Here is a 20968-nt window from a genome sequence, read left to right on the forward strand (position 1 = left end):
TGCGAAAGTCCGGGAGAATGGAGCCTCGGGCGGTCAGCCCCCTGGTGGGTGGGGACTCGACGGTTGGCGGGGACTCGACTGGTGGGCTGCCTGGCGTTCGCCAAGTCGTGACGGGGCTCGGCGCGCCGGTTGAGCGCCGGGCCGGGATACTGATTTCATGCTGATGGTCGGTCTCACGGGTGGCATCGGTGCCGGCAAGAGCGCCGTCTCGGCACGGCTGGCCGAGCGCGGTGCCGTGGTCATCGATGCCGACAAGCTGGCCCGTGAGGTGGTCGAGCCGGGCACCGAGGGGCTCGCCGAGATCGTCGCCGCGTTCGGGTCCGGGGTGCTCACCGCGGCGGGCGAGCTGGACCGTCCGGCGTTGGGGGCGAAGGTCTTCGGCGACGAGGAGGCCCGGCGGACGCTGGAGCGGATCATCCACCCGCGGGTCCGGGCGCGCACCGCCGAGCTGGTCAAGGCCGCGCCGCCGGACGCGATCGTGGTCAACGACGTGCCGTTGCTGGTCGAGACGGGGCTGGCTCCGACGTACCATCTGGTCCTGGTCGTCTCGGCGGACCGTGACGTGCGGACGCAGCGGCTGATCCGCGACCGTGGCATGTCGGCGGCGGAGGCCGCCGCCCGGATCGGCGCGCAGGCCGACGACGCCACCCGGCAGGCCGCAGCCGACGTGGTCCTGCCCAACGAGGAGGATCTCGCCGCCCTGCACGCCCGGGTCGACGCGTTGTGGCGTGACCGGCTGGTCGACTTCGAGCGCAACCTCCGGTTCGGAGATGCCGCCCGCAAGGGCCCTGAGCTGCGCGTCGTCCCGGCCGACCCGGCCTGGCCGCAGGCCGCCGACCGGCTCGTCGCACGGATCCGGCACCACCTCGGCGAGGCCGTGGTGCATCACATCGGCTCGACCGCGGTGCCCGGCCTGCCGGCCAAGGACATCATCGACCTCATGCTTTCGGTACGAACGCTGGCCGCGGCCGACGCGCTCGCCGGCCGCCTGGCGGTGGCCGGTTTCCCGCGCCGCTCGGGGGAGTGGGTGGACAACGCCCGCGGGCTGCCCGGGGTGACCTGGCCGAAGCGGGTGCACGGCTCGGCCGACCCGGGGCGGCCGATGATCCTGCACGTCCGGGTGGTCGGCTCGCCCGGCTGGCGGTACGCGCTGCTCATGCGGGACCACCTGCGCGCGGTCCCGGAGGCGCGGGACGCCTACGCGGCGGCGAAGGCGGAGCTGGCGCTGCGGTTCGCGGACCGGGCCGGGTATGCGCGGGCCAAGGAGCCGTGGTTCGACGACGAGGCGCGGGCGGCGGACGACTGGGCGCTGGCGACGGGCTGGCAGCCGCCGCTCTCCTGACCCCGGGTCTCGATCTCGGGAGCCGGCTAGCGGCGCTCGCGGCGGTCGGTCGGCGTGTCGCGCGACCCCTCGCGGGTGCGCGCGCCGGAGCCGGGGCGCATCGACCGCGATGCGGCGCGGCTGGACCGATGGGTGGTCCCGACCGCGCGCGTCGACCGCCGCGAGCGGCCTACCCAGCCAGGGTAGGGGCGGGCGAAAGACCCGACAATGGCGTACGGCGCGGCCGAATGTGCACCATCGGCACGGCCGGGGCGACGGGAGTCCCCGGCGGGCGGCGGGCGCTGCCGGAACTTGTCATACCCCCGACGTACGGTGGTGGGCATGGCGCTCGACATCCCACGACTCGACGGCCGGTTCGAGGTCATCAGCGACTACAAACCGGCCGGTGACCAGCCCGCGGCAATCGACGAACTGGAGCGGCGGGTCCGCAACGGCGACCGGCACACCGTGCTGCTCGGCGCGACCGGCACCGGCAAGAGCGCGACCACCGCGTGGCTGATCGAGCGACTGCAGCGGCCGGCGCTGGTGCTCGCGCCGAACAAGACGCTCTGCGCCCAGCTCGCCAAGGAGTTCCGCGAGCTGATGCCGAACAACGCCGTCGAATACTTCGTCAGCTATTACGACTACTACCAGCCCGAGGCGTACATCGCGCAGACCGACACCTACATCGAGAAGGACTCGTCGGTCAACGAGGAGGTCGAGCGGCTCCGGCACTCGGCCACCATGTCGCTGCTGACCCGGCGCGACACGATCGTGGTCGCCACGGTCAGCGCGATCTACGGCCTCGGCACCCCGCAGGAGTACATCGAGCGCGCCGTCAAGGTCAAGGTCGGCGGCGAGGTCGATCGGGACAAGCTGCTGCGCCGGCTCGTCGACATTCAGTACGCGCGCAACGACGTCGCCTTCCAGCGCGGCACGTTCCGCGTCCGCGGTGACACGCTGGAGATCATCCCGGCGTATGAAGAGCTCGCCATCCGCGTCGAGCTCTTCGGCGACGAGGTGGAGAAGCTGTATTACCTGCACCCGCTCACCGGCGAGGTGGTCCGCGAGGTCGACGAGCTGATCATCTTCCCGGCGACGCACTACGTGGCCGGTCCGGAACGGATGGAGCGGGCGATCCGCGACATCGAGGCCGAGCTGGGCGAGCGGCTGGCCGAGCTGGAGCGCCAGGGCAAGCTGCTGGAGGCGCAGCGGCTGCGGATGCGGACCACCTACGACATCGAGATGATGCGCCAGGTCGGCTTCTGCAACGGCATCGAGAACTATTCGATGCACATGGACGGCCGCCAGCCCGGCGAGCCGGCGTACACCCTGCTCGACTACTTCCCGGACGACTTCGTCACCGTCATCGACGAGTCGCACGTCACGATCCCGCAGATCGGCGGGATGTATGAGGGCGACGCCTCGCGGAAACGGATCCTGATCGAGCACGGCTTCCGGCTGCCCAGCGCCGCCGACAACCGTCCGCTCCGGTGGGACGAGTTCCTCGAGCGGGTCGGCCAGATGGTCTTCCTCTCCGCGACCCCGGGCAACTGGGAGATGGAGCGGGCGCAGGGCGAGTTCGTCGAGCAGGTGATCCGGCCGACCGGCCTGGTCGACCCGCAGGTCGTGGTCAAGCCGACGAAGGGCCAGATCGACGACCTGATGCACGAGATCCAGCTCCGGACGGAGAAGGACGAGCGCGTCCTGGTCACCACGCTCACCAAGAAGATGTCCGAGGACCTCACCGACTATCTGCTGGAGAACGGGATCCGGGTGCGCTACCTGCACTCCGAGGTGGACACGCTGCGCCGGGTCGAGCTGCTCAAGGAGCTGCGCAAGGGCGACTACGACGTGCTGGTCGGGATCAACCTGCTGCGGGAGGGGCTCGACCTGCCCGAGGTGTCGCTGGTCGCGATCCTCGACGCGGACAAGGAAGGGTTCCTGCGCAGCGGGCGCTCGCTGATCCAGACCATCGGCCGGGCCGCCCGGAACGTGTCCGGCGAGGTCCACATGTATGCCGACAAGATCACGCCGTCGATGCGGGCCGCGATCGACGAGACCGACCGGCGGCGCGCCAAGCAGATCGCCCACAACGAGGCGAACGGGATCGTCCCGCAGGCGCTCCGCAAGAAGATCCACGACATCCTCGACGACATCTACCGGGAAGCCGAGGACACCGACGCGATCGTCGGCGGCGCCGGCCGCCAGATGTCCCGGGGCAAGGCGCCGGTGCCGGAGACCCGCTCGAAGGCCCGCGGCTCCACGGTCCCGGCCCGCGAGGGGATGGCCCGGGTCGAGCTGGCCCAGCTCATCCAGGACCTCAGCGACCAGATGCTGGGTGCGGCGCGCGAGCTGCAGTTCGAGCTGGCCGCCCGGATCCGCGACGAGATCGGCGAACTGAAGAAGGAACTCCGCGGAATGGACGCCGCCGGCGTGAAGTAACCGCGCCGCCACAGCGACCCGGCCGCCGCCCCCGCTTCACCGCGCCCAAACGGCGGCCCGCCTGGCCCGGCGCGGCCACGCGGCCGCCGCCCCCGCTACAGCGCGCCCAAACGGCGGCCGGCCTGGCCCGGCGCGGCCGCTGGCCGGGTCCGGGCGCGGTTGCCGGGCCGGAGGTGCGCTTGAGCACGGTCACACGGCGGCCGCCCCGCTTCATCGCGGCTCCGCGGGGGCCAGCCTGGTCCCGCGCGATTGTTGGGCCGGCGGTGTGCTTGAACGCGGCCACGCGTCGGCCGGTCTGGTCCGGCGCGGTTGCCGGGCGGCGATGCGCTTGAACGCGGCGGGCGGACCGCTTCGCCGCGATCACGCGGCGGTCGGCCTGGTCCGGCGTGGCCGCCTGGCCGAGGATCGCCCGAGCCGGCCCCGGCTCGTCAGCTGGGGGCCTGCCTGGCTGGTGGGTGGGCCGGTGGGCGCCTGGCCGGCTTGCGGACGGGGCCGGTAGGCGGCTGGCTGGGCTGGGCCGGCGAGTGCCTGGCTGGGCCGGTGGGCGGCTGGCTGGGCCGGTGGGTGCCGGGGTGGGGCGGGCGATCAGCCGGCGAAGAAGTCGTGGTCGGGGTTGGGGCGGGCGGAGGAGGCGGGGAGGTCGGCGAAGTACTCGGTCAGTGGGGGCTGGGCGAGCGTTGCCGCGATCAGGGCGCGCCACTGGGCGAAGCGTTCGGTGCGGCGGAAGTTCTGCTCGTGGGCCTCGACCGAGTCCCATTCGATCAGCAGGGCGAAGCGCGTGCCGGATTCGGTGCGGCGCTTGACCTGTAAGCCACGGCATCCCTCGGCGCCCGCGATCACCGGCCGGGCGAGCTGGTAGGCGGCGACGAAGTCGTCCTCCCGGCCGGGTAATACGTCGATTAGCGTGACTTCGAGGATCATGCCCGCAAGCGTCCCATACGCACCAGATGGCTAGCTTACTAGGATGCCTTAAGGGTCGTTCGGCTCAGCCGCGCGAGGTTGTCCTCTCTGGCCGATCTCACGGGGTTCTCCCAGCTCAAACACAACCCATCGCGGAACGATCATGTGGTGGCCGGCGACGCTGAAGAACGACATACGTGGATGGGGCGCCGGAGGCGCGCGGGCACAAAGGCGCGCCGACGAGAGGGCGCGGGCGCAAAGGCGCGGCGGCCAGACGGCGCGGGCGCAAAGGCGTGGCGACAAGGGGTGCGGGCGCGCCGACAAGAGGGCGCAGGGCGAGGCGATGGGGTGGCGCGGCAACGAGAGCGGCGTGGTGACGACGCCAGCGCGGCGCGGCGAGGCGGGGCGAAGTGGGTCGGGCGCAGGGGTGCGGTGATGAGGTGGCGGGGCGGGGAGTGATTACAGAGCGCTGACGTGCGCTACCGATCAGTGAGGTGATGGAGTGACCTGAGTGAAACGGGCGCTCCCCATCCGCGGTCCTTGCCACCTGAGAGTGAATCCCAGGTCACCACCGGCCCATGATGATCACGCCATGATGTGACCCCAGGCCCCAAAACCGCTGGTGGGGACCGCTCCGGCTCCCCGACCCAAGGTAAAAGCAGGGTTGCCCGAAAATTACGTACCGGTAATGCCTGCCCTGAGTGGTTTGAGTTGCGAACCCGGTTACTTCTCGCCGCCCGGTGTGTCGATCGGGGTCGGGATGCGCAACAATAGGCAACGTGGGAGGGGAGTATTCCCCCGCTCCGGTCTCGTCAACACGGAATGACTCGCTCGGGTGACCAGCGAGGAAACCCGGGGCCGGGGGTCGCGGAACGTCAGCGGCGGAAGAGACCTCCGACAGTCGCACGTTGCTGTTCTTTTCGCCGGATCTTGAAAAAGCTGGCAAAAGGACAGCGACGACTCGTGTCTGCCGGAGGTTCACGTTGAACGTTTCAGCCTGGGTTTGGCTCGCCACACTGGTGGCGTTGGTGGCCGTCCTCGCCGTCGATCTATTGATCATCGGGCGTCGGCCGCATGAGCCCTCCATGAAAGAGGCCAGCGGGTGGGTGGCGTTCTACGTCGCGCTCGCTCTGCTCTTCGGCGTCGGGGTCTGGGCCGTGGCCGGTGGCCAGTCCGCCGGCGAGTTCTACACCGGTTGGCTCACCGAGTATTCGCTGAGCGTCGACAACCTCTTCGTCTTCGTGATCATCATGGGCCGGTTCGCGGTGCCCCGCCGGTACCAGCAGAAGGTGTTGTTGATCGGCATCGTGCTCGCGCTGGTCATGCGGGGTGCGTTCATCGCCGCCGGCGCCGCGCTGATCGCGCAGTTCTCCTGGGTGTTCTACATCTTCGGGGCGTTCCTGGTCTACACGGCCATCACGCTCGTCAAGAACGGTGAGAACGACGAGGAGGACTTCAAGGAGAACCTGCTGATCCGCTGGGCGAAGCGGGCACTGCCGATGTCCTCGTCGTTCGGCGACGGGCAGTTCCGGGTGGTCACCGCGGCCGGCAAGCGGCTCTTCACGCCGATGCTGATCGTGATGATCGCGATCGGCACGACCGACCTGATCTTCGCGCTCGACTCGATCCCGGCGATCTTCGGCATCACCAAGGAGCCCTACCTGGTCTTCACCGCGAACGTGTTCGCGCTGATGGGCCTGCGTCAGCTGTACTTCCTGCTCGGCGGCCTGCTGGAGCGCCTGGTCTACCTGAACGTCGGCCTGGCCGTGGTGCTCGCGTTCATCGGCGTGAAGCTGTTCCTCGAGGCCCTGCACACGAACAGCCTGGACTTCATCAACGGCGGCCACGGCCTGCACTGGGCCCCGGAGATCCCGATCTGGCTCTCCCTGCTGGTCATTCTCGGCACCCTCGGCATCGCCACGGTCGCCAGCCTGGCCAAATCCTCCCGGGACCGGAAAAGGGAACTCGTAACCACAGGCCAGTAAAACCCGCAAAAACCGACTATTCGGTACGGCGTGAGCACCCGCACCACGAGCACTCCGGGCCCAGGCGACTCCCATCGCCTGGGCCCGTCCTCGTCGGCGCCCACGTCGAACCCGAGTCTCCGGAAGCCGGCCGAGCCGGGCGCGCGCGAGGACGACTACCGCCCGCGAGCGCCGTGCTCCGCCCGTACGGGAAAGCAGTCGGTCTGAAGCCGGACCAACGGCGAACCGTGAGCGAAGGGGCCGGACCGACAGCGAACCGTGAGCGAAAAAGCCGAGGGAAAGAGGAACGCCCCCGCCGAAAGGCGAGGGCGTTGCCGGATCTACCAGTTGCCGGCGGAGCGGCGTGTGACTACTGGTGCTTGCGGCGCGAGGCGGCGCGGCCGCGAGCGTTCTGGTCGAGCTCGACCTTGCGGATGCGGATCGCGGTCGGGGTGACCTCGACGCACTCGTCCTCGCGGCAGAACTCGAGGGACTGCTCCAGCGACAGCTTGCGCGGCGGGATCAGGCGCTCGGTGTTGTCCGCGGCGGCGGCCCGCATGTTCGTGAGCTTCTTCTCCTTGGTGATGTTGACGTCCATGTCGTCCTCGCGCGAGTTCTCGCCGACGATCATGCCCTCGTACACCTCGGTGGTCGGCTCGACGAAGAGCTGACCGCGCTCCTGCAGGTTGATCATCGCGAAGCCGGTGACCGGGCCGGACCGGTCGGCGACCAGCGAACCGTTCTGCCGGGTGCGCAGCTCGCCGAACCACGGCTCGTGGTCCTCGTAGAGGTGGTGCATGATGCCGGTGCCGCGGGTCTCGGTGAGGAACTCGGTGCGGAAGCCGATCAGGCCACGCGCCGGGACCAGCCACTCCATCCGGAGCCAGCCGGTGCCGTGGTTGGTCAGCTGCTCCATGCGGCCCTTGCGGGTGGCGAGCAGCTGGGTGATGGCGCCCATGTACTCGTCGGGGGCGTCGATGGTCAGACGCTCGACCGGCTCGTGCACCTTGCCGTCGACGAGCTTGGTGACCACCTGCGGCTTGCCGACGGTCAGCTCGTAGTTCTCCCGGCGCATCTGCTCGACCAGGATCGCGAGGGCCAGCTCACCACGGCCCTGCACCTCCCAGGCGTCCGGGCGCTCGGTGTTCAGGACGCGGAGCGAGACGTTACCGATCAGCTCCTTGTCCAGCCGGTCCTTGACCATCCGGGCGGTGACCTTGGCGCCCTTGACCTTGCCGACCAGCGGCGAGGTGTTGGTGCCGATGACCATCGAGATGGCCGGCTCGTCGACCGTGATCAGCGGCAGCGGGATCGGGTTCTCCGCGTCGGCGAGGGTCTCACCGATCATGATCTCGGCGATGCCGGCGACGGCCATGATGTCGCCCGGGCCGGCCTTCTCGGCCGACTTGCGCTCCAGGCCCTCGGTGATCAGCAGCTCGGAGATGCGCACGCTGGAGACCGTGCCGTCGGTCTTGCACCAGGCGACGGTCTGGCCCTTGCGGATCCAGCCCTCGCGGACCCGGCAGAGCGCCAGGCGGCCCAGGAACGGCGACGCGTCGAGGTTGACGACGTGCGCCTGCAGCGGGGCGCCCTCGGTGAAGGTCGGGGCCGGGATGGTGTTCAGGATCGTGCTGAACAGCGGCTCGAGGTCGTCGCTGTCGTCCGGGACGGCGCCGTCCTTCGGCTGGTTCAGGGTGGCGATGCCGTCGCGCGCGCACGCGTAGATGATCGGGAACTCGATCTGGTCCTCGTCCGCGTCCAGGTCGAAGAAGAGCGCGTACGTCTCGTCCACGACCTCCTTGATCCGGGCGTCCGGACGGTCCACCTTGTTGATCACCAGGATGATCGGCAGGCGGGCGTGCAGCGCCTTGCGGAGCACGAAGCGGGTCTGCGGCAGCGGGCCCTCGGACGCGTCGACGAGGAGCACGACGCCGTCGACCATGGTCAGGCCGCGCTCCACCTCGCCGCCGAAGTCGGCGTGGCCCGGAGTGTCGATGATGTTGATGACGACCGGGTCACTCTCGGCCGGCTTGTAGCTGATCGCGGTGTTCTTGGCGAGAATGGTGATGCCCTTTTCCCGCTCCAGGTCCATGGAGTCCATGGCGCGCTCGGCCATCTCTCCACGTGCGTGGGACTGACCGCCCTGTCGGAGCATGGCGTCGACCAGGGTGGTTTTGCCATGGTCGACGTGAGCGATGATGGCGACATTACGGAGGTCGGTGCGGGTCTGCATGCCTCTATTGTCCCCGGCTCAGGTTGCCGTTCGTGACACGGGGTCAAGTCCAGAACCTTGTAATCGTTTGGGCGATTTGCCGGACGGCGGAAGGTGATCTCCAGTTGTTAGTGTTCCCCTTCGATGTCTCTACGGGGAGGACTTCGTCGATGAAGGTTCGCTTGCTGGCCGCGGCCGCTGTGCTGATGGTGACCGCTGGGTGCGGTCTGCTCGGCGGTGGTGGCGACGACAAGGCGTCGGGCTCGGCCCCGGTGGCGGTCGAGTCGTCCGCGTCGGAGGAGCCGACCACCCTCGAGGAGACCGGGACGCCGGAGCCGGTGGAGACCACCTCGGCGCCGGCCCCGAAGCCGTCCAAGACCTCGAAGAAGCCGACGGCGAAGCCCACCCCGACCGAGGACCCGAACAACTTCGAGGTCTCGGCGTGCTCCACCACCAAGGGCAGCGCGATCGCCAAGACCAAGGTCAAGGCGGCGCTGAAGACGGCCGCCGGCAAGATCTACTGGACCAACGAGGCGCCGCAGCTGAAGCTGAACTATCCGCTGGTCAAGGCGATCGCGTGGCACGAGAGCGGCTGGCAGACCAACGTCTTCAACTGCGACGGCGGCCAGGGCCTGATGCAGCTCATGCCGGACACCGTCGACATGATCAACGGTCGGTTCGGGCTGAGCTACAACGTGACGAACTACACGCAGAACGCGACCGCCGGGGCCAACTACCTGGCCTGGCTGACCCGCTACATGTCGCAGAAGGCGTTCGGCGAGGACAAGGTGTTCGACCTGAGCGCGAGCAAGTGCAAGACGCACAGCTCGTGGTGCCTGCTCAACCTGGTGATCTCGGCCTACCAGTTCGGCCCCGGCGACGTGCTGGCGAACGCCAAGACGAAGAAGCTGCCGAACCCGGCGTACGTGGATTCGGTGCGCTCGCTGATGTCGTCCTGCTTCTGCGACAAATACTGATCCGGGGTGGTCCCAGGCCCGCCGGGACCGCGAGCTACACTGGTTGGCGGACCCGAGACCCCGCTTACCAGCCGTTTTGACCCTCTAGTCACAGCGGTTGTAAGGTCTCGGGGTTGTCGTGTGTCGTTGATGCTGGCGAGCTGCGTTGTCTCGGCCCGCAGCTCACCCTAAGGAGCCTTACCCGATGCCTCCCAAGAAGAAGACCCATGAGGTAACCCTCGCACTCGAGGCGGGTAACGCCGCGATGGTCGACCTCGGTAAGATGCTCGGCCCGACCGGCGCCAACATGCGCGCCGTCAAGGTGGAGTACGACGAGGCCACCTCGAAGAACCGGGGTGAGATCATCCCGGTCATCGTGTCGGTCTACGAGGACCGCAGCCACACGCTGGTCTACAAGACCCCGCCGACGAGCTTCCTCATCCGCAAGTCCCTGGGGATCCAGTCCGGCGCGTCGAACCCGCTTACCCAGCACGTGGGCACGCTCAGCGCGACCCAGGTCAAGGAGATCGCGGAGCGCAAGCTCCCCGACCTCAACGCGAACGACATGGACGCCGCCATCAAGATCGTGGCCGGCACCGCGCGTTCGATGGGCGTCAAGGTCGCTTCCTGACCCAGCGCTTCTGAAAACGGCCCCGAGCTCCGGCTCGGGGCCGTTTCCCGTTCCGGCCCCGCTTCCGGCCTTCTCTCGTTCCGGCCCCGCTTCCGGCCGTCTCTCGTTCCGGCCCCGCTTCCGGCCGCCTCGTGCCGGCCCGCTTCCGGCCGTTTCTGTTCCGGCCGCGCTTCCGGGGTCCGGCTGCTTCCGGGGTCCGGCTGCTTCGTGGTCCGGCGCGGGGTCGGTCCGGGTCGCTTCACCTAGAAGATCAACTTCTTCATTGCCTCGGCTGCGGCCAATAACTGATCGTCGCTCCCGCGGGGACCCTTCCGGGCCTCGCAGGGCGCGGGGCGCCCAGAACGCGAGGCCCTCCAGGGCGACGTCCGAGGGTGGGCACGGTTTAAAAGAACCCACGCGAGCCGGTTGCCGGCTCAAGCCCCAGCCGCGCCTCACGGTCCCGGCTGGCGCTGAGGGTTGTTCCCGGGCCCGGGAAGAGCCGTGAGTGCCAGCCGGGGACGCGAGTGGCGCTGGTGGCCAGGTTGGGGTGCGGCTTCGGGTCCGGCTGGGGCGGGGCAGCCGGGGGCGGGGTGGGGTGGGTCAGCGGGACTTCGGGGTGATTACCTCGTCGAGGAGGCCGTAGTCCAGGGCCTCGGCGGCAGTGAGGGAGCGGCCGGCGGACAGGTCGTCCTCGACGCGGCTGCGGGGCTTGCCGGTCACCTCGGCCAGGCGGACCACGACCTCCTCCAGCTCCCGCAGGTGCTGCCCGGCCGCGGCGGCCACCTCGTCGGCGGTGCCGGTCACCCCGGCGGCCCGGGGTTCGGTGAGTTTGAAGCGGGCGTGCCGGTAGGCGGCCCGCCGGTCGGCGGCGGCCAGCACGGCCAGGGCCGCACCCCCGGCCTCCGAGGTGACCAGGGCATGCACCGGCGACACCAGCGCGTCGATCACGTCGACGACGGCGAGGGCGGCGCTCAGGTCACCCCCGGGGCAGGCCACGTGCAGCTGGATCGGCGCCTGGCCGGCCGCGTCCAGGGTGAGCATCGCGGCCGAGACCCCGGTCGACGCCTCGCTGGTCAGGTGGCCGCGCAGCATGACGATCCGCTGGTCGAAGAGTCGCTCCTCGAGCCAGCCGGGAATGCCCGGGCCGCCGGGTGGCAGGTCGAACGGCTGGTGCGGCTGCTGCGGGGGAAATCCCCACCGAGACGGATCATGTCGGAAATTCACGGGCGCCTCCGCGGATCGCAGCGTCTCCGGCCAGCGTACGCGCGAAATCTGCCGATAACCGGGAGCCGTTAGGGTCCGGACATGTCCGGTCCTCGTCGCCGATCCGCCCTGTTGGCGCGCCTGGCCGACCGGCCGACCGGCAGCGTGCGGAGCGCGATCGTCGACGATCTGCGGGCGATCATCCTGTACGGCGAGGTCCCGCCCGGCTCGGCGATCCCGCTGGACGCGGTCGCGGCCGCCTTCGGGGTGAGCCGGATCCCGGTCCGGGAGGCGCTGATGACGCTGATCGGCGAGGGTCTCGTGGATCATCGGCCGAACGGCGGCTACCGGGTGGCGATGATGACCGCCGGTGAGTTCGGCGAGATCTACCTGGTCCGGGAGGCGCTCGAGGCGGCGGCACTGCGCGCGGCGGTGGCCCGGGCCACCGCGGAGGACGATCGGCAGGCGAGGTCCGCCCTCCGGGCCCTGGACGCGGCGATCGAGGCCGACGACGGGGGTACGGCGTATCACGTCGAGAGCCGCCGTTTCCATCTCGCGCTGATCAGCCCGTGCCGGATGCGCCGTCTGCTGCACATGCTGGAGGCGGCGTGGAACATGACCGAGCCGTTGCGCCCGATGTCGCATCTGACCGCTCCGGATCGCGAGTTGCTGCACTCGGACCACGCCGGGATGCTCGCCGCGTTCCTCCGCCGGGAGCCGGATGCGCTGGCGCAAGCGTGCGCCGGCCACCATCACCGTCTGCAAGGGTTCATCTCCGCATTGCCGCAGCACACCGGACTGTTCGCCGAGGGAGACTGATTTCACACTGTCCACAGTGTGGGATAGGGCCTGCCGGATCAGCGTTCGGAACGGCCGTGGGAGCGCTCCTGGCCTGCTGCGAAGGCCGGACACCGGGAGTTCAGCGCTCCGATTGACGATCGATTGACGTGCCCGGAGCGTCGCGTCGCTGACATTCGGAGACGATCTCTACCGGTAGCGTGCCGCCGTGCTGATCGCAGAACGTTACCGCCTGGTAGGGCCGTTGGGCCAGGGCGGCATGGGCCGCGTCTGGGCGGCCCGGGATGAACTTCTCGGCCGGGACGTGGCGATCAAGGAGCTCGTGCCGCCGGCCGGGCTGACCGAGGCCGAACTACGGTCGCTGCGCGAACGCTCGATCCGGGAGGCCCGCTCGATCGCCCGCGTCGAGCAGGCGAACGTGGTCCGGGTCTTCGACGTGGTGTTCGACTCCGGCGAGCCGTGGATCGTGATGGAGCTCGTGCCGTCCCGGTCGCTCTACGACGTGATCCAGGCCGACGGCCCGATGGCGCCGGAGCGGGTGGCCCGGATCGGGCTGGGCGTGCTCGCCGCGCTGCGGGCCGCGCACCGGGTCGGGCTGCTGCACCGGGACGTGAAGCCGGGCAACGTGCTGCTCGCGCACGACGGCCGGGTGGTGCTGACCGACTTCGGGCTGGCCAGCGCGGCCGGGGACTCCAGTATGACCAGCACCGGGGTGGTGCTCGGCTCGCCGTCCTACCTGGCCCCGGAGCGGGCGCTGGACCAGGACCTGACGGCGGCCGCGGACCTGTGGTCGCTGGGCGCGACGCTGTACGCGGCGGTCGAGGGCCGGCCGCCGTACGCGAAGTCGTCGCCGCTGGCGACGCTCGCGGCGCTGGCCACCGAGCTGCCGGCGCCGCCGGAACGGGCCGGGGTGCTGCGGCCGGCGCTGGTCGGGCTGCTGCAGCGGGATCCGGCGCAGCGGGCCGACGGCGAGACGGCCCATCGGCTGCTGCTGGACGCGGCGGCCGGCGGGCGACCGGGACAGTTCGCCCGGCAGTTCAGTGAGCGGACGTTCGCGGGTCCGACCGAGCGGATGCCGGCTATCGCCGTACCCCAAGCGGCAGTGACCAGGACCACGGCGAACCCGCCGCCGGAAAGCGAACCGGCGCGAAGCGAACCGGCCGGAAGCGAAGCGGCCGGAAGTGGGCAGGCGGGCGGGCAGGCGCCGGATCTGCCCGGGCCGACCGTGCGGCCGGAACCGGCGGAGAAGCCGGCGGCGCGGCCGCGCTGGCGCCGCCGCAGCCTGATCGCGGCCGTGATCGTGCTGGTCGCGACCGGCGCCGGGGTGGGCGTCCTGCTGGTGGACGGCGGCGGCGAGTCGAGCGCGCAGGAGCCCGGCGCGACCTGGATCGGCTCCGAGCCGGCCGTCGACGACCTGGCGGCGACGCCCACCGGAGCCGTCCCGTCCCGCGCCGGCGCCCCGTCCGGGAGGCCGGCCGCCAAGCCGACGCAGCCGGGCCGCTCGCCGGGCGGCACGGTGACCGTGACGGTGACCGCCCCGGGCGGCGCCGCGCCGACCGCGACCGGCACCACCGCCGCGTCCGCGCCGGGCCGCCGGATCCAGAGCCATGGCACCGGGACGTGTCTCTACGCCCCGGCGACCACGGGCAAGGTCCAGCTCTGGAGTTGTGCCGACACCGATCCGTTCCGGTTCGACTTCCCGTCGGACGGGACCATGCGGGTCCGCGGCAAATGCGCCCAGATCGACAGCACCGCCGACGGCACCCAGGTGCACCTGGCCACCTGTACCGGCGGGACCAAGCAGCAGTTCAACTACAACGCCGCGTCCGATCTGACCAGCGGCTGGGCCGACAAGTGCGTCGACGTGCCGGACAGCAGCGCGGCCAACGGCGTGGTCGCCCAGATCTGGGAGTGCACCGGCGCCGAGAACCAGAAGTGGACCTACTGAGTCACTTCAGGTAGGCCGCCAGCGGGATGTTCTGCGCCCGCAGGGCGGTGGCGATCAGGCCGGCGATCTGTTTGGCGCCGGCCGCCTCGAAGTGGGTGTGGTCGTTGCAGAAGAACGCGCCGACCGCGCCCGAGGTGTAGTCGCCGTTGTTCGGGCACAGCCCCAGCGAGTTGTAGAGGGCGACGCTCTTGGCGTGCAGGTCGATCACCGGCACGCCGTTGGCGGTGGCCGCGTCCTTCGTCTCGGTGACGAAGCCGCGGTTGCCGACCGCGACGCTGCCGCTGCAGGTGATCGCGGCGACCGGGGTGACCAGGATCGGATGCGCGCCGCGCGCCTTGGCCGCGGACGCCATCACGCCGAGCAGCTCCTTGAAGCGGGCCGAGCCGACGTGCCGCGGGCAGGCCGTGTCGCCGTCGTTGATCCCGAACTGGATGATCAGGTAGTCGCCGGACTTGATCCCGGTGCTGGCGTTCAGCATCGCGGTCCACCGGGAGCTGTACGCGGTCGAGCTGAGCGTGCACTCGCCGGCCGCGTTCTTGACGGTGGTGACGTTGCCCTCGTACAGCCAGGTCTGGACGCTGCGGCCGCCGACCGCGCTGTTCTTCACGGTGACGTCGCTGGTGAAGTACGGCGCGAACTGGCTGCCCCAGCCGATCGGGCAGGTGCTGGCGTTCATCATCGTCGAGTCGCCGGCCATCCACACGGTCACCGGCGTGGCCGCGAGGGTGGTCGTCGCCGGCGTGGTGGCCGGGCAGTCGGTGGTGGCGGCGAGCGCCGAGGTCCCGTTCAGCCGCTGGGCCAGGATCGGGCCGAGCTTGGCGGCGATCGCGGCGTGGCCCTTGTCGTTCGGGTGCACCGAGTCGCTCAGGCCGTCGGCCGGCAGCCAGCCGGTGGTGTCCACGTAGTACACGTTGGCGTCGCCGGCCGCGTTGCGGGCCTGCACCGCGGCCTGGGTCTCGGCCGCGTACCGGCCGATGAACGTGCGCATCGCGATCAGCGCCGCGTTCGGGAACTTGGCCCGGATCCGGGTGAGGAACGTGGTGTACTTCGCCTGGAAGTCCGCGCCGCTCACGCCGTGACTCTTGTCGTTGGTGCCCAGGTTGATCACCACCGCGCCGGCCGTGTAGCGGGCGAAGTTCCACTGGTCGGTGCCGGCCTGGCCGCCGCTGGACATCCAGTAGCGGGTCTCGTGCGCCCAGCAGCCGTCGGTGGTCTCGGCCAGGCACATGCCGCCGATCGCGATCTGGGTGTGGTCGACGCCGAGCTGCTCACCGGTCACGAAGCCGTAGTCGGTGACGGCGAGCTGGCTGCTGGTGGTGCCGGCGGTGATCGAGTCGCCGACGAACTCCACCAGCTTGGCCCGGGCCGGCGGTTTGACCGTGGTCGCGCCGGAGTCCAGGACCAGGCCCTGGAAGACCGCGTCGCCGGTGTACGAGCCGGCCACCTGCCGGTAGCTGACGATCAGCGTGTGGGTGCCGGCGGCCAGCGCGGTCGGCGTCAGGTTGACCGTGCCGGACACCTTGCTGAACGCGGTGAACGGCTTGCCGTCGATGCTGGCCCAGAGGTCGATCGTGTTGCGCTGCCTGAGTTTCACGGTTTTGCCGGTGAAGCCGGTCCGCAGGTACGCGCCCGCCCAGTACGGCACGTACGCGGCGCTGTTCGAGGTGTTCCAGCGGCCGACGAAGCTGATGTTGGGGTCGGTGGGCGAGCCGTCACCGGTGGCGGCCGTTGCGGGGGAGCCGACGGCCAGGCCGGCGACGAGCAGGAGCGCGGGCAGCACGAAGCGTGCCCAGGTTCTCGGGGACATGCCGTTCTTCCTTCTGCTGACTACGGGGGATGTACAGCAGCGGCGGGCACGGCTCCGAGGTTGAAAGCTTTCAGGGGATTTTCGACGACGAGGCCGCCCCGTTGCGGGCGTAACAATATCGACACATATCGATCAACACAAGATATACGGTTCCGCACATCCCCGTGAAACAGCGAATACCTAGCGTGACGCCATGGCCGACACCCTCCCGAGCACGCACCACGAGGACCTGGTCGAAGCCGCCGGCATGCCGGTCGGTAGCGGCGTCATCAAACCTTCCTACGACTTGCGTCTGACCAATCAGGACCTGGCCCCGCTGCGCAAACAGACATGGGGCTCGTACAACATCTTCGCGTTCTGGATGTCCGATGTGCACAGCGTCGGCGGGTACGTGACCGCCGGCAGCCTGTTCGCGCTCGGCCTGTCGAGCTGGCAGGTGCTGGTCTCGCTGGTGGTCGGCATCACGATCGTCTACTTCTTCTGCAACCTGGTCGCCAAGCCCAGCCAGATGACCGGCGTGCCCTACCCGGTGATCAACCGGGTGGCGTTCGGGGTGCTCGGGGCGAACGTGCCGGCCATCATCCGCGGCGCGATCGCGGTCGCCTGGTACGGCATCCAGACCTACCTCGCCTCGGCCGCGCTCGACGTGGTCGTCCTCAAGATCTGGCCGAGCCTGGCCCCCTGGGCGGACGTCGACCAGCACGGCTTCCTCGGGCTGCCGGTGCTCGGCTGGTGCACGTACGCGCTGCTCTGGGTGCTGCAGGCGGCGGTGTTCTGGACCGGCATGGAGACGATCCGTAGGTTCATCGACTTCTGCGGGCCGGCCGTCTACGTGGTGATGTTCGCGCTCACCGGCTACCTGATCCACAAGGCCGGCTGGGGCGCGATCGACCTGAACCTGGGCGACGTGAAGTACCACGGCTTCGACGCGCTGCCGATCATGCTGGGGGCGATCGCGCTGGTCGTCTCGTACTTCTCCGGCCCGATGCTGAACTTCGGCGACTTCTCCCGGTACGGCAAGTCGTTCACCGCCGTGAAGACCGGGAACTTCCTCGGGCTGCCGGTCAACTTCCTGATGTTCAGCATCCTGACCGTGGTCACCGCGAGCCTGACCCTGCCGGTCTTCGGCGAGCTGATCACCGACCCGGTCGAGACGGTGTCCCGGATCGACAGCACGTTCGCGATCGTCCTCGGCGCGCTGACCTTCACGATCGCCACCATCGGCATCAACATCGTCGCGAACTTCATCTCGCCGGCGTTCGACTTCTCCAACGTCAGCCCGCAGAAGATATCCTGGCGGGCCGGCGGCATGATCGCCGCGGTCGGCTCGGTGCTGATCACGCCGTGGAACCTGTACAACAACCCGGACGTCATCCACTACACGCTGGAGACGCTGGGCGCCTTCATCGGGCCGCTCTTCGGGGTGCTGATCGCCGACTACTACCTGATCCGCAAGCAGCAGGTGGACGTGGACGCGATGTTCACGATGGCGCCGGACGGCAAGTACCACTACAAGCGGGGCTACCACCCGCCGGCGATCATCGCGACCGCGGTCGGAGCGGTGGTCGCGATGGTGCCGGTGCTCTGGACCGGCGGGCCGCACATGCACACGATCGCGCAGTACAGCTGGTTCATCGGGTGCGGCCTGGGCTTCCTGGTCTACCTCGGCCTGGTGAGGAAGCCGGTGGACGCGACCCCGGCCGACGCGGATCCGGCGGCCGACGAGGCAGTCCCGGCCTGATGCGCATCCGGGTCATCAATCCCAACACCACGGCGTCGATGACCACGCTGATCGAGGCGAGCGCCCGGGCCGTCGCCGGCCCGGGCGTCGTCGTCGAGGGCGTCACCCCGGCGATGGGGCCGGCCTCGATCGAGAGCCACTACGACGAGGCGTTGTCGGTGCCCGGCCTGCTCGCCGCGATCGCCGCGGGGGAGCGGGACGGCGCCGACGGCTACGTGGTCGCGTGTTTCGGGGACCCCGGTCTGGACGCGGCCCGCGAGATCGCCGCCGGGCCGGTGGTCGGCATCGCCGAGGCCGCGATGCACGCGGCGACGCTGCTCGGTCGCGGTTTCAGCGTGGTGACAACCCTTGCCCGTACCCGGGGAAGGGCTCTTGACCTGGCCGTTCGTTATGCCCCGGCGGGCGCCTGCCGGGGCGTCTGGGCGTGTGACATCCCCGTCCTCGACCTGGACCGGGACCCGGCGGCGCTGGCCCGGGTGGTCGCGGTGGCCCGGCAGGCCCTGGCCCGGGACGGCTCGGACGTGATCGTGCTCGGCTGCGCCGGGATGGCCGCGTTCTGCGCCCAGGTCTCCGCGGAGCTGGGCGTCCCGGTGATCGACGGCGTCTCGGCGGCCACCCTGCTGGTCCAGTCCCTGATCACGCTGGGCCTGCGTACCTCGAAGCGGGACGAGTACGCCGCGCCGCTGCCGAAAACGTATATCGGTCCGTTGACGGAGTTCGGCATCATGCGGTCGTGCTGACCGACATCCCGGAGGCCCGGCTGCCCGCCGCGGCCGGAACCGTGCTCGACCTGGCGCCCGCCGGAGCGCCCGCCACCTGGCTCACCCTCGACGACACCGGCCGGATCGGCCGGTGGGAGCTCGGCACCGGCGCCTGGCGGGAGCTCGCCGCGACGAACCGGACCGAACAGCCCCGCCTGCACGCCGGTCCGGCCGGCACGTTCGCCGCGGTGGTCGAGGACTACGGCCGGTACGGGACGGTCGTCGACCTGCGCACCGGCCGGGTCACCATGGAGCTGGACGGCGAGGACTACTGCGCCGAGCACATGCCCTTCGGGTTCGTCCTCACCGAGCGGGCCGGCCGGACCCTGGCCGTGCACCGGACCGCCTGGAACCGGCTCGACGTCTCCGACGCCGCCACCGGCGAGCTGCTCACCCCGCGCGTCATCGGCCGGGAGGAGCACGACCTCGACTACTTCCACGGCGCGCTGTACCTGAGCCCGGACGGGTCCCGGCTGCTCGACGACGGCTGGGCCTGGCATCCGGTCGGGATCCCGGCGGTGTGGAGTCTCGCCGACTGGCTGGGCGGGAATCCGTACGAGTCCGAGGACGGGCCGAGCCGGCTCGACGTCTGCACCCGCACGTACTACTGGAACCACGCGATGACCTGGATCGGCGACGACCTGGTGGCGATCGAGGGGATCGGCGAGGACGACGACGCGATGACGCCGGGCGCGCGGATCTTCGACATCACCCGGCGGGCCGTGCCGGAAGGGTGGTCCGTGCCGGCCGCGGTCGAGATCGCCACGATTCCCGGGCCGTCCGGCCGGTACTTCAGCGACGGGCGGCGGTTGTTCAGCTCGGACGAGGCCGGCCTGCGCGCCTGGGACCCGCGGACCGGCGAGCTGCTCGGCGCCGAACCGGATTTCCGGCCGACCCACCACGACCCGGCGAACCGTATGCTGCTGCGCCTCGACGGCGATCGGGTGCACGGCGCCACTTATTTCTGACCGGCGTGCAACCCGGCGGGAACCGGAGTCGTCAGGGAGGTGTGACAGCGAAGGAGGACTCGTGAGAAGCGAGCGCGACGAGCAGTTCCACCGCTTCGTGGTGTCCCGGAGATCCGGTCTGGTGCGGACTGCCACCCTGCTGACGGCGGGCGACGCCCACCTGGCGGAGGACCTGGTCCAGTCGGTGCTGACCAAGCTCTACGTGGCCTGGCCGGCGTTCCAGCGGGCGGACAATCCGGACGGATATCTGCGCCGGGTGATGGTCAACGCGTTGACCGACGAGCGGCGACGCTGGTGGCGGCGGCGGGAGGAGCCGATGGCAGACGTGCCGGACCTTCCCGAGGCCGAGCCGGCGCGGCACGGCGAGCTGGCCGAGGGGCTGCGCGCGGCCCTGAAGCAGTTGCCCCCACGGATGCGGGCGGCCCTGGTCTTCCGCTACGTCTACGACCTCGACGTCGCTGACACCGCCGACGCCCTCGGGTGTTCCGAGGGCACGGTGAAGAGTCAGACCTCCCGGGCGCTCGACCGGCTCCGGGTGGTCATCGGCCAGAACCCCACGCTCGCCCACCGTTGAAGAGAGTCAGTCGATGACGAATTTGCGTGACCAGCTCGCCGACCTTGCCGGGTCGCCGGGCGAACCCACCACCACCCAGGCCGACGCGGACCTGGCCCGCGGCCGCTCCGCCCTGCGGCGCCGCCGGGTGCTCCAGGGCGCGACCGGCTCCGCGTTCGTGGCCGTGATCGCCGCCGTGGCGATCGGCGTCACCACCGTCGGCGGTCCCGGCGCAGGCAGCGGGAGCGCCCCGCTGGCCGGGGGCACCACCGCGGCCACCACCACCGCCACCGTGTCCTTCGAGCTCGTGGCCTACAAGGGCGAGCAGCCGGCCGGCTTCTCCGTGGACAAGGTCCCGGCCGGCTTCGAGGTGCAGGGCGTCGACGATTCCGTGCTGACCCTGGCACCGAAGGGCGCCAAGCCGCGGAACAGCGCCGAACCGCAGGGCGATGCCCCGGACACCGACCCGTACAGCTTCGTCGGCAAGGTCGCGGTGACGCTGCAGTCGCTCGACGAGAAGGGCACGCCGGCGGGCCAGAAGGTCAAGGTCGGCGACACGACCGGCACCCTGGTCAAGAAGGAGGGCGACAAGGACGGCCGCACGCTGTACCTGCCCCAGCCGAACGGCATCAACCTGCAGGTCCAGGTCTGGGACGGGATCGGCTGGACGGCGGACGAGATCACCGCGTTCGCCGCCGGGATCCACGTGAACGCGAACGCCAAGCCCGGCCGAGGTTGAGATGAGACCGGGTCCCGGGCACGCCAATTGCCCGGGACCCGG

Annotated in this window: 16 protein-coding genes; 12 read left to right on the forward strand and 4 right to left on the reverse strand. The window is 70.2% G+C overall.

Going from position 1 to position 20968, the window contains the following annotated elements:
• Positions 1-157: 157 nt before the first annotated feature.
• Together coaE and uvrB are read left to right on the forward strand one after the other, a co-directional pair.
• Positions 158-1342 carry a dephospho-CoA kinase gene (gene coaE / locus L3i22_RS08925; RefSeq protein ID WP_221326495.1) on the forward strand — a complete coding sequence of 395 codons (1185 nt, stop codon included), beginning with the start codon at positions 158-160 and terminating at the stop codon, positions 1340-1342.
• 321 nt (positions 1343-1663) lie between these two features.
• Complete coding sequence (uvrB, locus tag L3i22_RS08930) at positions 1664-3766, forward strand: excinuclease ABC subunit UvrB (protein WP_221326496.1); 2103 nt, start codon at positions 1664-1666, stop codon at positions 3764-3766.
• Positions 3767-4351: 585 nt separating this feature from the next.
• Here the strand turns inward: uvrB and L3i22_RS08935 are convergent.
• A complete protein-coding gene (locus L3i22_RS08935; RefSeq protein ID WP_221326497.1) occupies positions 4352-4687 on the reverse strand; it encodes an antibiotic biosynthesis monooxygenase in 336 nt (111 codons plus the stop codon).
• 962 nt (positions 4688-5649) lie between these two features.
• Here L3i22_RS08935 and L3i22_RS08940 point away from each other — a divergent pair.
• Complete coding sequence (locus L3i22_RS08940; protein WP_221329867.1) at positions 5650-6651, forward strand: TerC family protein; 1002 nt, start codon at positions 5650-5652, stop codon at positions 6649-6651.
• Between the two features lie 349 nt (positions 6652-7000).
• Here L3i22_RS08940 and typA read toward each other — a convergent pair whose 3' ends face one another.
• Positions 7001-8863, reverse strand: a complete 1863-nt coding sequence (gene typA, locus L3i22_RS08945; RefSeq protein WP_221326498.1) for a translational GTPase TypA — start codon at positions 8861-8863, stop codon at positions 7001-7003.
• A 149-nt stretch (positions 8864-9012) separates the two neighbouring features.
• On the opposite strand from typA, the gene L3i22_RS08950 reads away from it, so the two are divergent.
• Complete coding sequence (locus L3i22_RS08950) at positions 9013-9819, forward strand: transglycosylase SLT domain-containing protein (protein WP_221326499.1); 807 nt, start codon at positions 9013-9015, stop codon at positions 9817-9819.
• Positions 9820-10003: 184 nt separating this feature from the next.
• Positions 10004-10429 (forward strand): uL11 family ribosomal protein, encoded by a 426-nt coding sequence (locus L3i22_RS08955; RefSeq protein ID WP_221326500.1) that lies wholly within the window; start codon positions 10004-10006, stop codon positions 10427-10429.
• A gap of 579 nt (positions 10430-11008) precedes the next feature.
• Here L3i22_RS08955 and L3i22_RS08960 read toward each other — a convergent pair.
• Entirely contained in the window at positions 11009-11632 is a 624-nt protein-coding gene (locus L3i22_RS08960; RefSeq protein WP_221326501.1) for an ATP-dependent Clp protease proteolytic subunit, read from the reverse strand.
• 81 nt (positions 11633-11713) lie between these two features.
• Here L3i22_RS08960 and L3i22_RS08965 point away from each other — a divergent pair, with 81 nt between their 5' ends.
• Both L3i22_RS08965 and L3i22_RS08970 read left to right on the forward strand, forming a co-directional pair.
• Complete coding sequence (locus L3i22_RS08965) at positions 11714-12430, forward strand: GntR family transcriptional regulator (RefSeq protein ID WP_221326502.1); 717 nt, start codon at positions 11714-11716, stop codon at positions 12428-12430.
• Between the two features lie 187 nt (positions 12431-12617).
• Positions 12618-14357, forward strand: a complete 1740-nt coding sequence (locus L3i22_RS08970; protein WP_221326503.1) for a serine/threonine protein kinase — start codon at positions 12618-12620, stop codon at positions 14355-14357.
• 1 nt (position 14358) lies between these two features.
• Here the strand turns inward: L3i22_RS08970 and L3i22_RS08975 are convergent, their stop codons facing one another.
• A complete protein-coding gene (locus L3i22_RS08975; protein WP_221326504.1) occupies positions 14359-16164 on the reverse strand; it encodes a GDSL-type esterase/lipase family protein in 1806 nt (601 codons plus the stop codon).
• Positions 16165-16357: 193 nt separating this feature from the next.
• On the opposite strand from L3i22_RS08975, the gene L3i22_RS08980 reads away from it, so the two are divergent.
• From L3i22_RS08980 to L3i22_RS09000, 5 genes are all read left to right on the forward strand, one after another.
• Positions 16358-17905 (forward strand): NCS1 family nucleobase:cation symporter-1, encoded by a 1548-nt coding sequence (locus L3i22_RS08980; RefSeq protein ID WP_255658064.1) that lies wholly within the window; start codon positions 16358-16360, stop codon positions 17903-17905.
• The gene (locus tag L3i22_RS08985) at positions 17905-18645 is read left to right on the forward strand and encodes an aspartate/glutamate racemase family protein (protein WP_221326505.1); all 741 of its coding nucleotides are present in this window, start codon (positions 17905-17907) and stop codon (positions 18643-18645) included. The genes L3i22_RS08980 and L3i22_RS08985 overlap by 1 nt, the downstream gene beginning before the upstream one ends.
• Complete coding sequence (locus L3i22_RS08990) at positions 18639-19634, forward strand: hypothetical protein (protein WP_221326506.1); 996 nt, start codon at positions 18639-18641, stop codon at positions 19632-19634. The genes L3i22_RS08985 and L3i22_RS08990 overlap by 7 nt, the downstream gene beginning before the upstream one ends.
• Before the next feature lie 61 nt (positions 19635-19695).
• Positions 19696-20208, forward strand: a complete 513-nt coding sequence (locus L3i22_RS08995; protein ID WP_221326507.1) for a SigE family RNA polymerase sigma factor — start codon at positions 19696-19698, stop codon at positions 20206-20208.
• A gap of 13 nt (positions 20209-20221) precedes the next feature.
• Entirely contained in the window at positions 20222-20926 is a 705-nt protein-coding gene (locus L3i22_RS09000) for a hypothetical protein (protein WP_221326508.1), read from the forward strand.
• The last annotated feature ends 42 nt before the right edge of the window (positions 20927-20968 follow it).

The sequence above is a fragment of the Actinoplanes sp. L3-i22 genome (assembly GCF_019704555.1).
Lineage (GTDB): Bacteria > Actinomycetota > Actinomycetes > Mycobacteriales > Micromonosporaceae > Actinoplanes.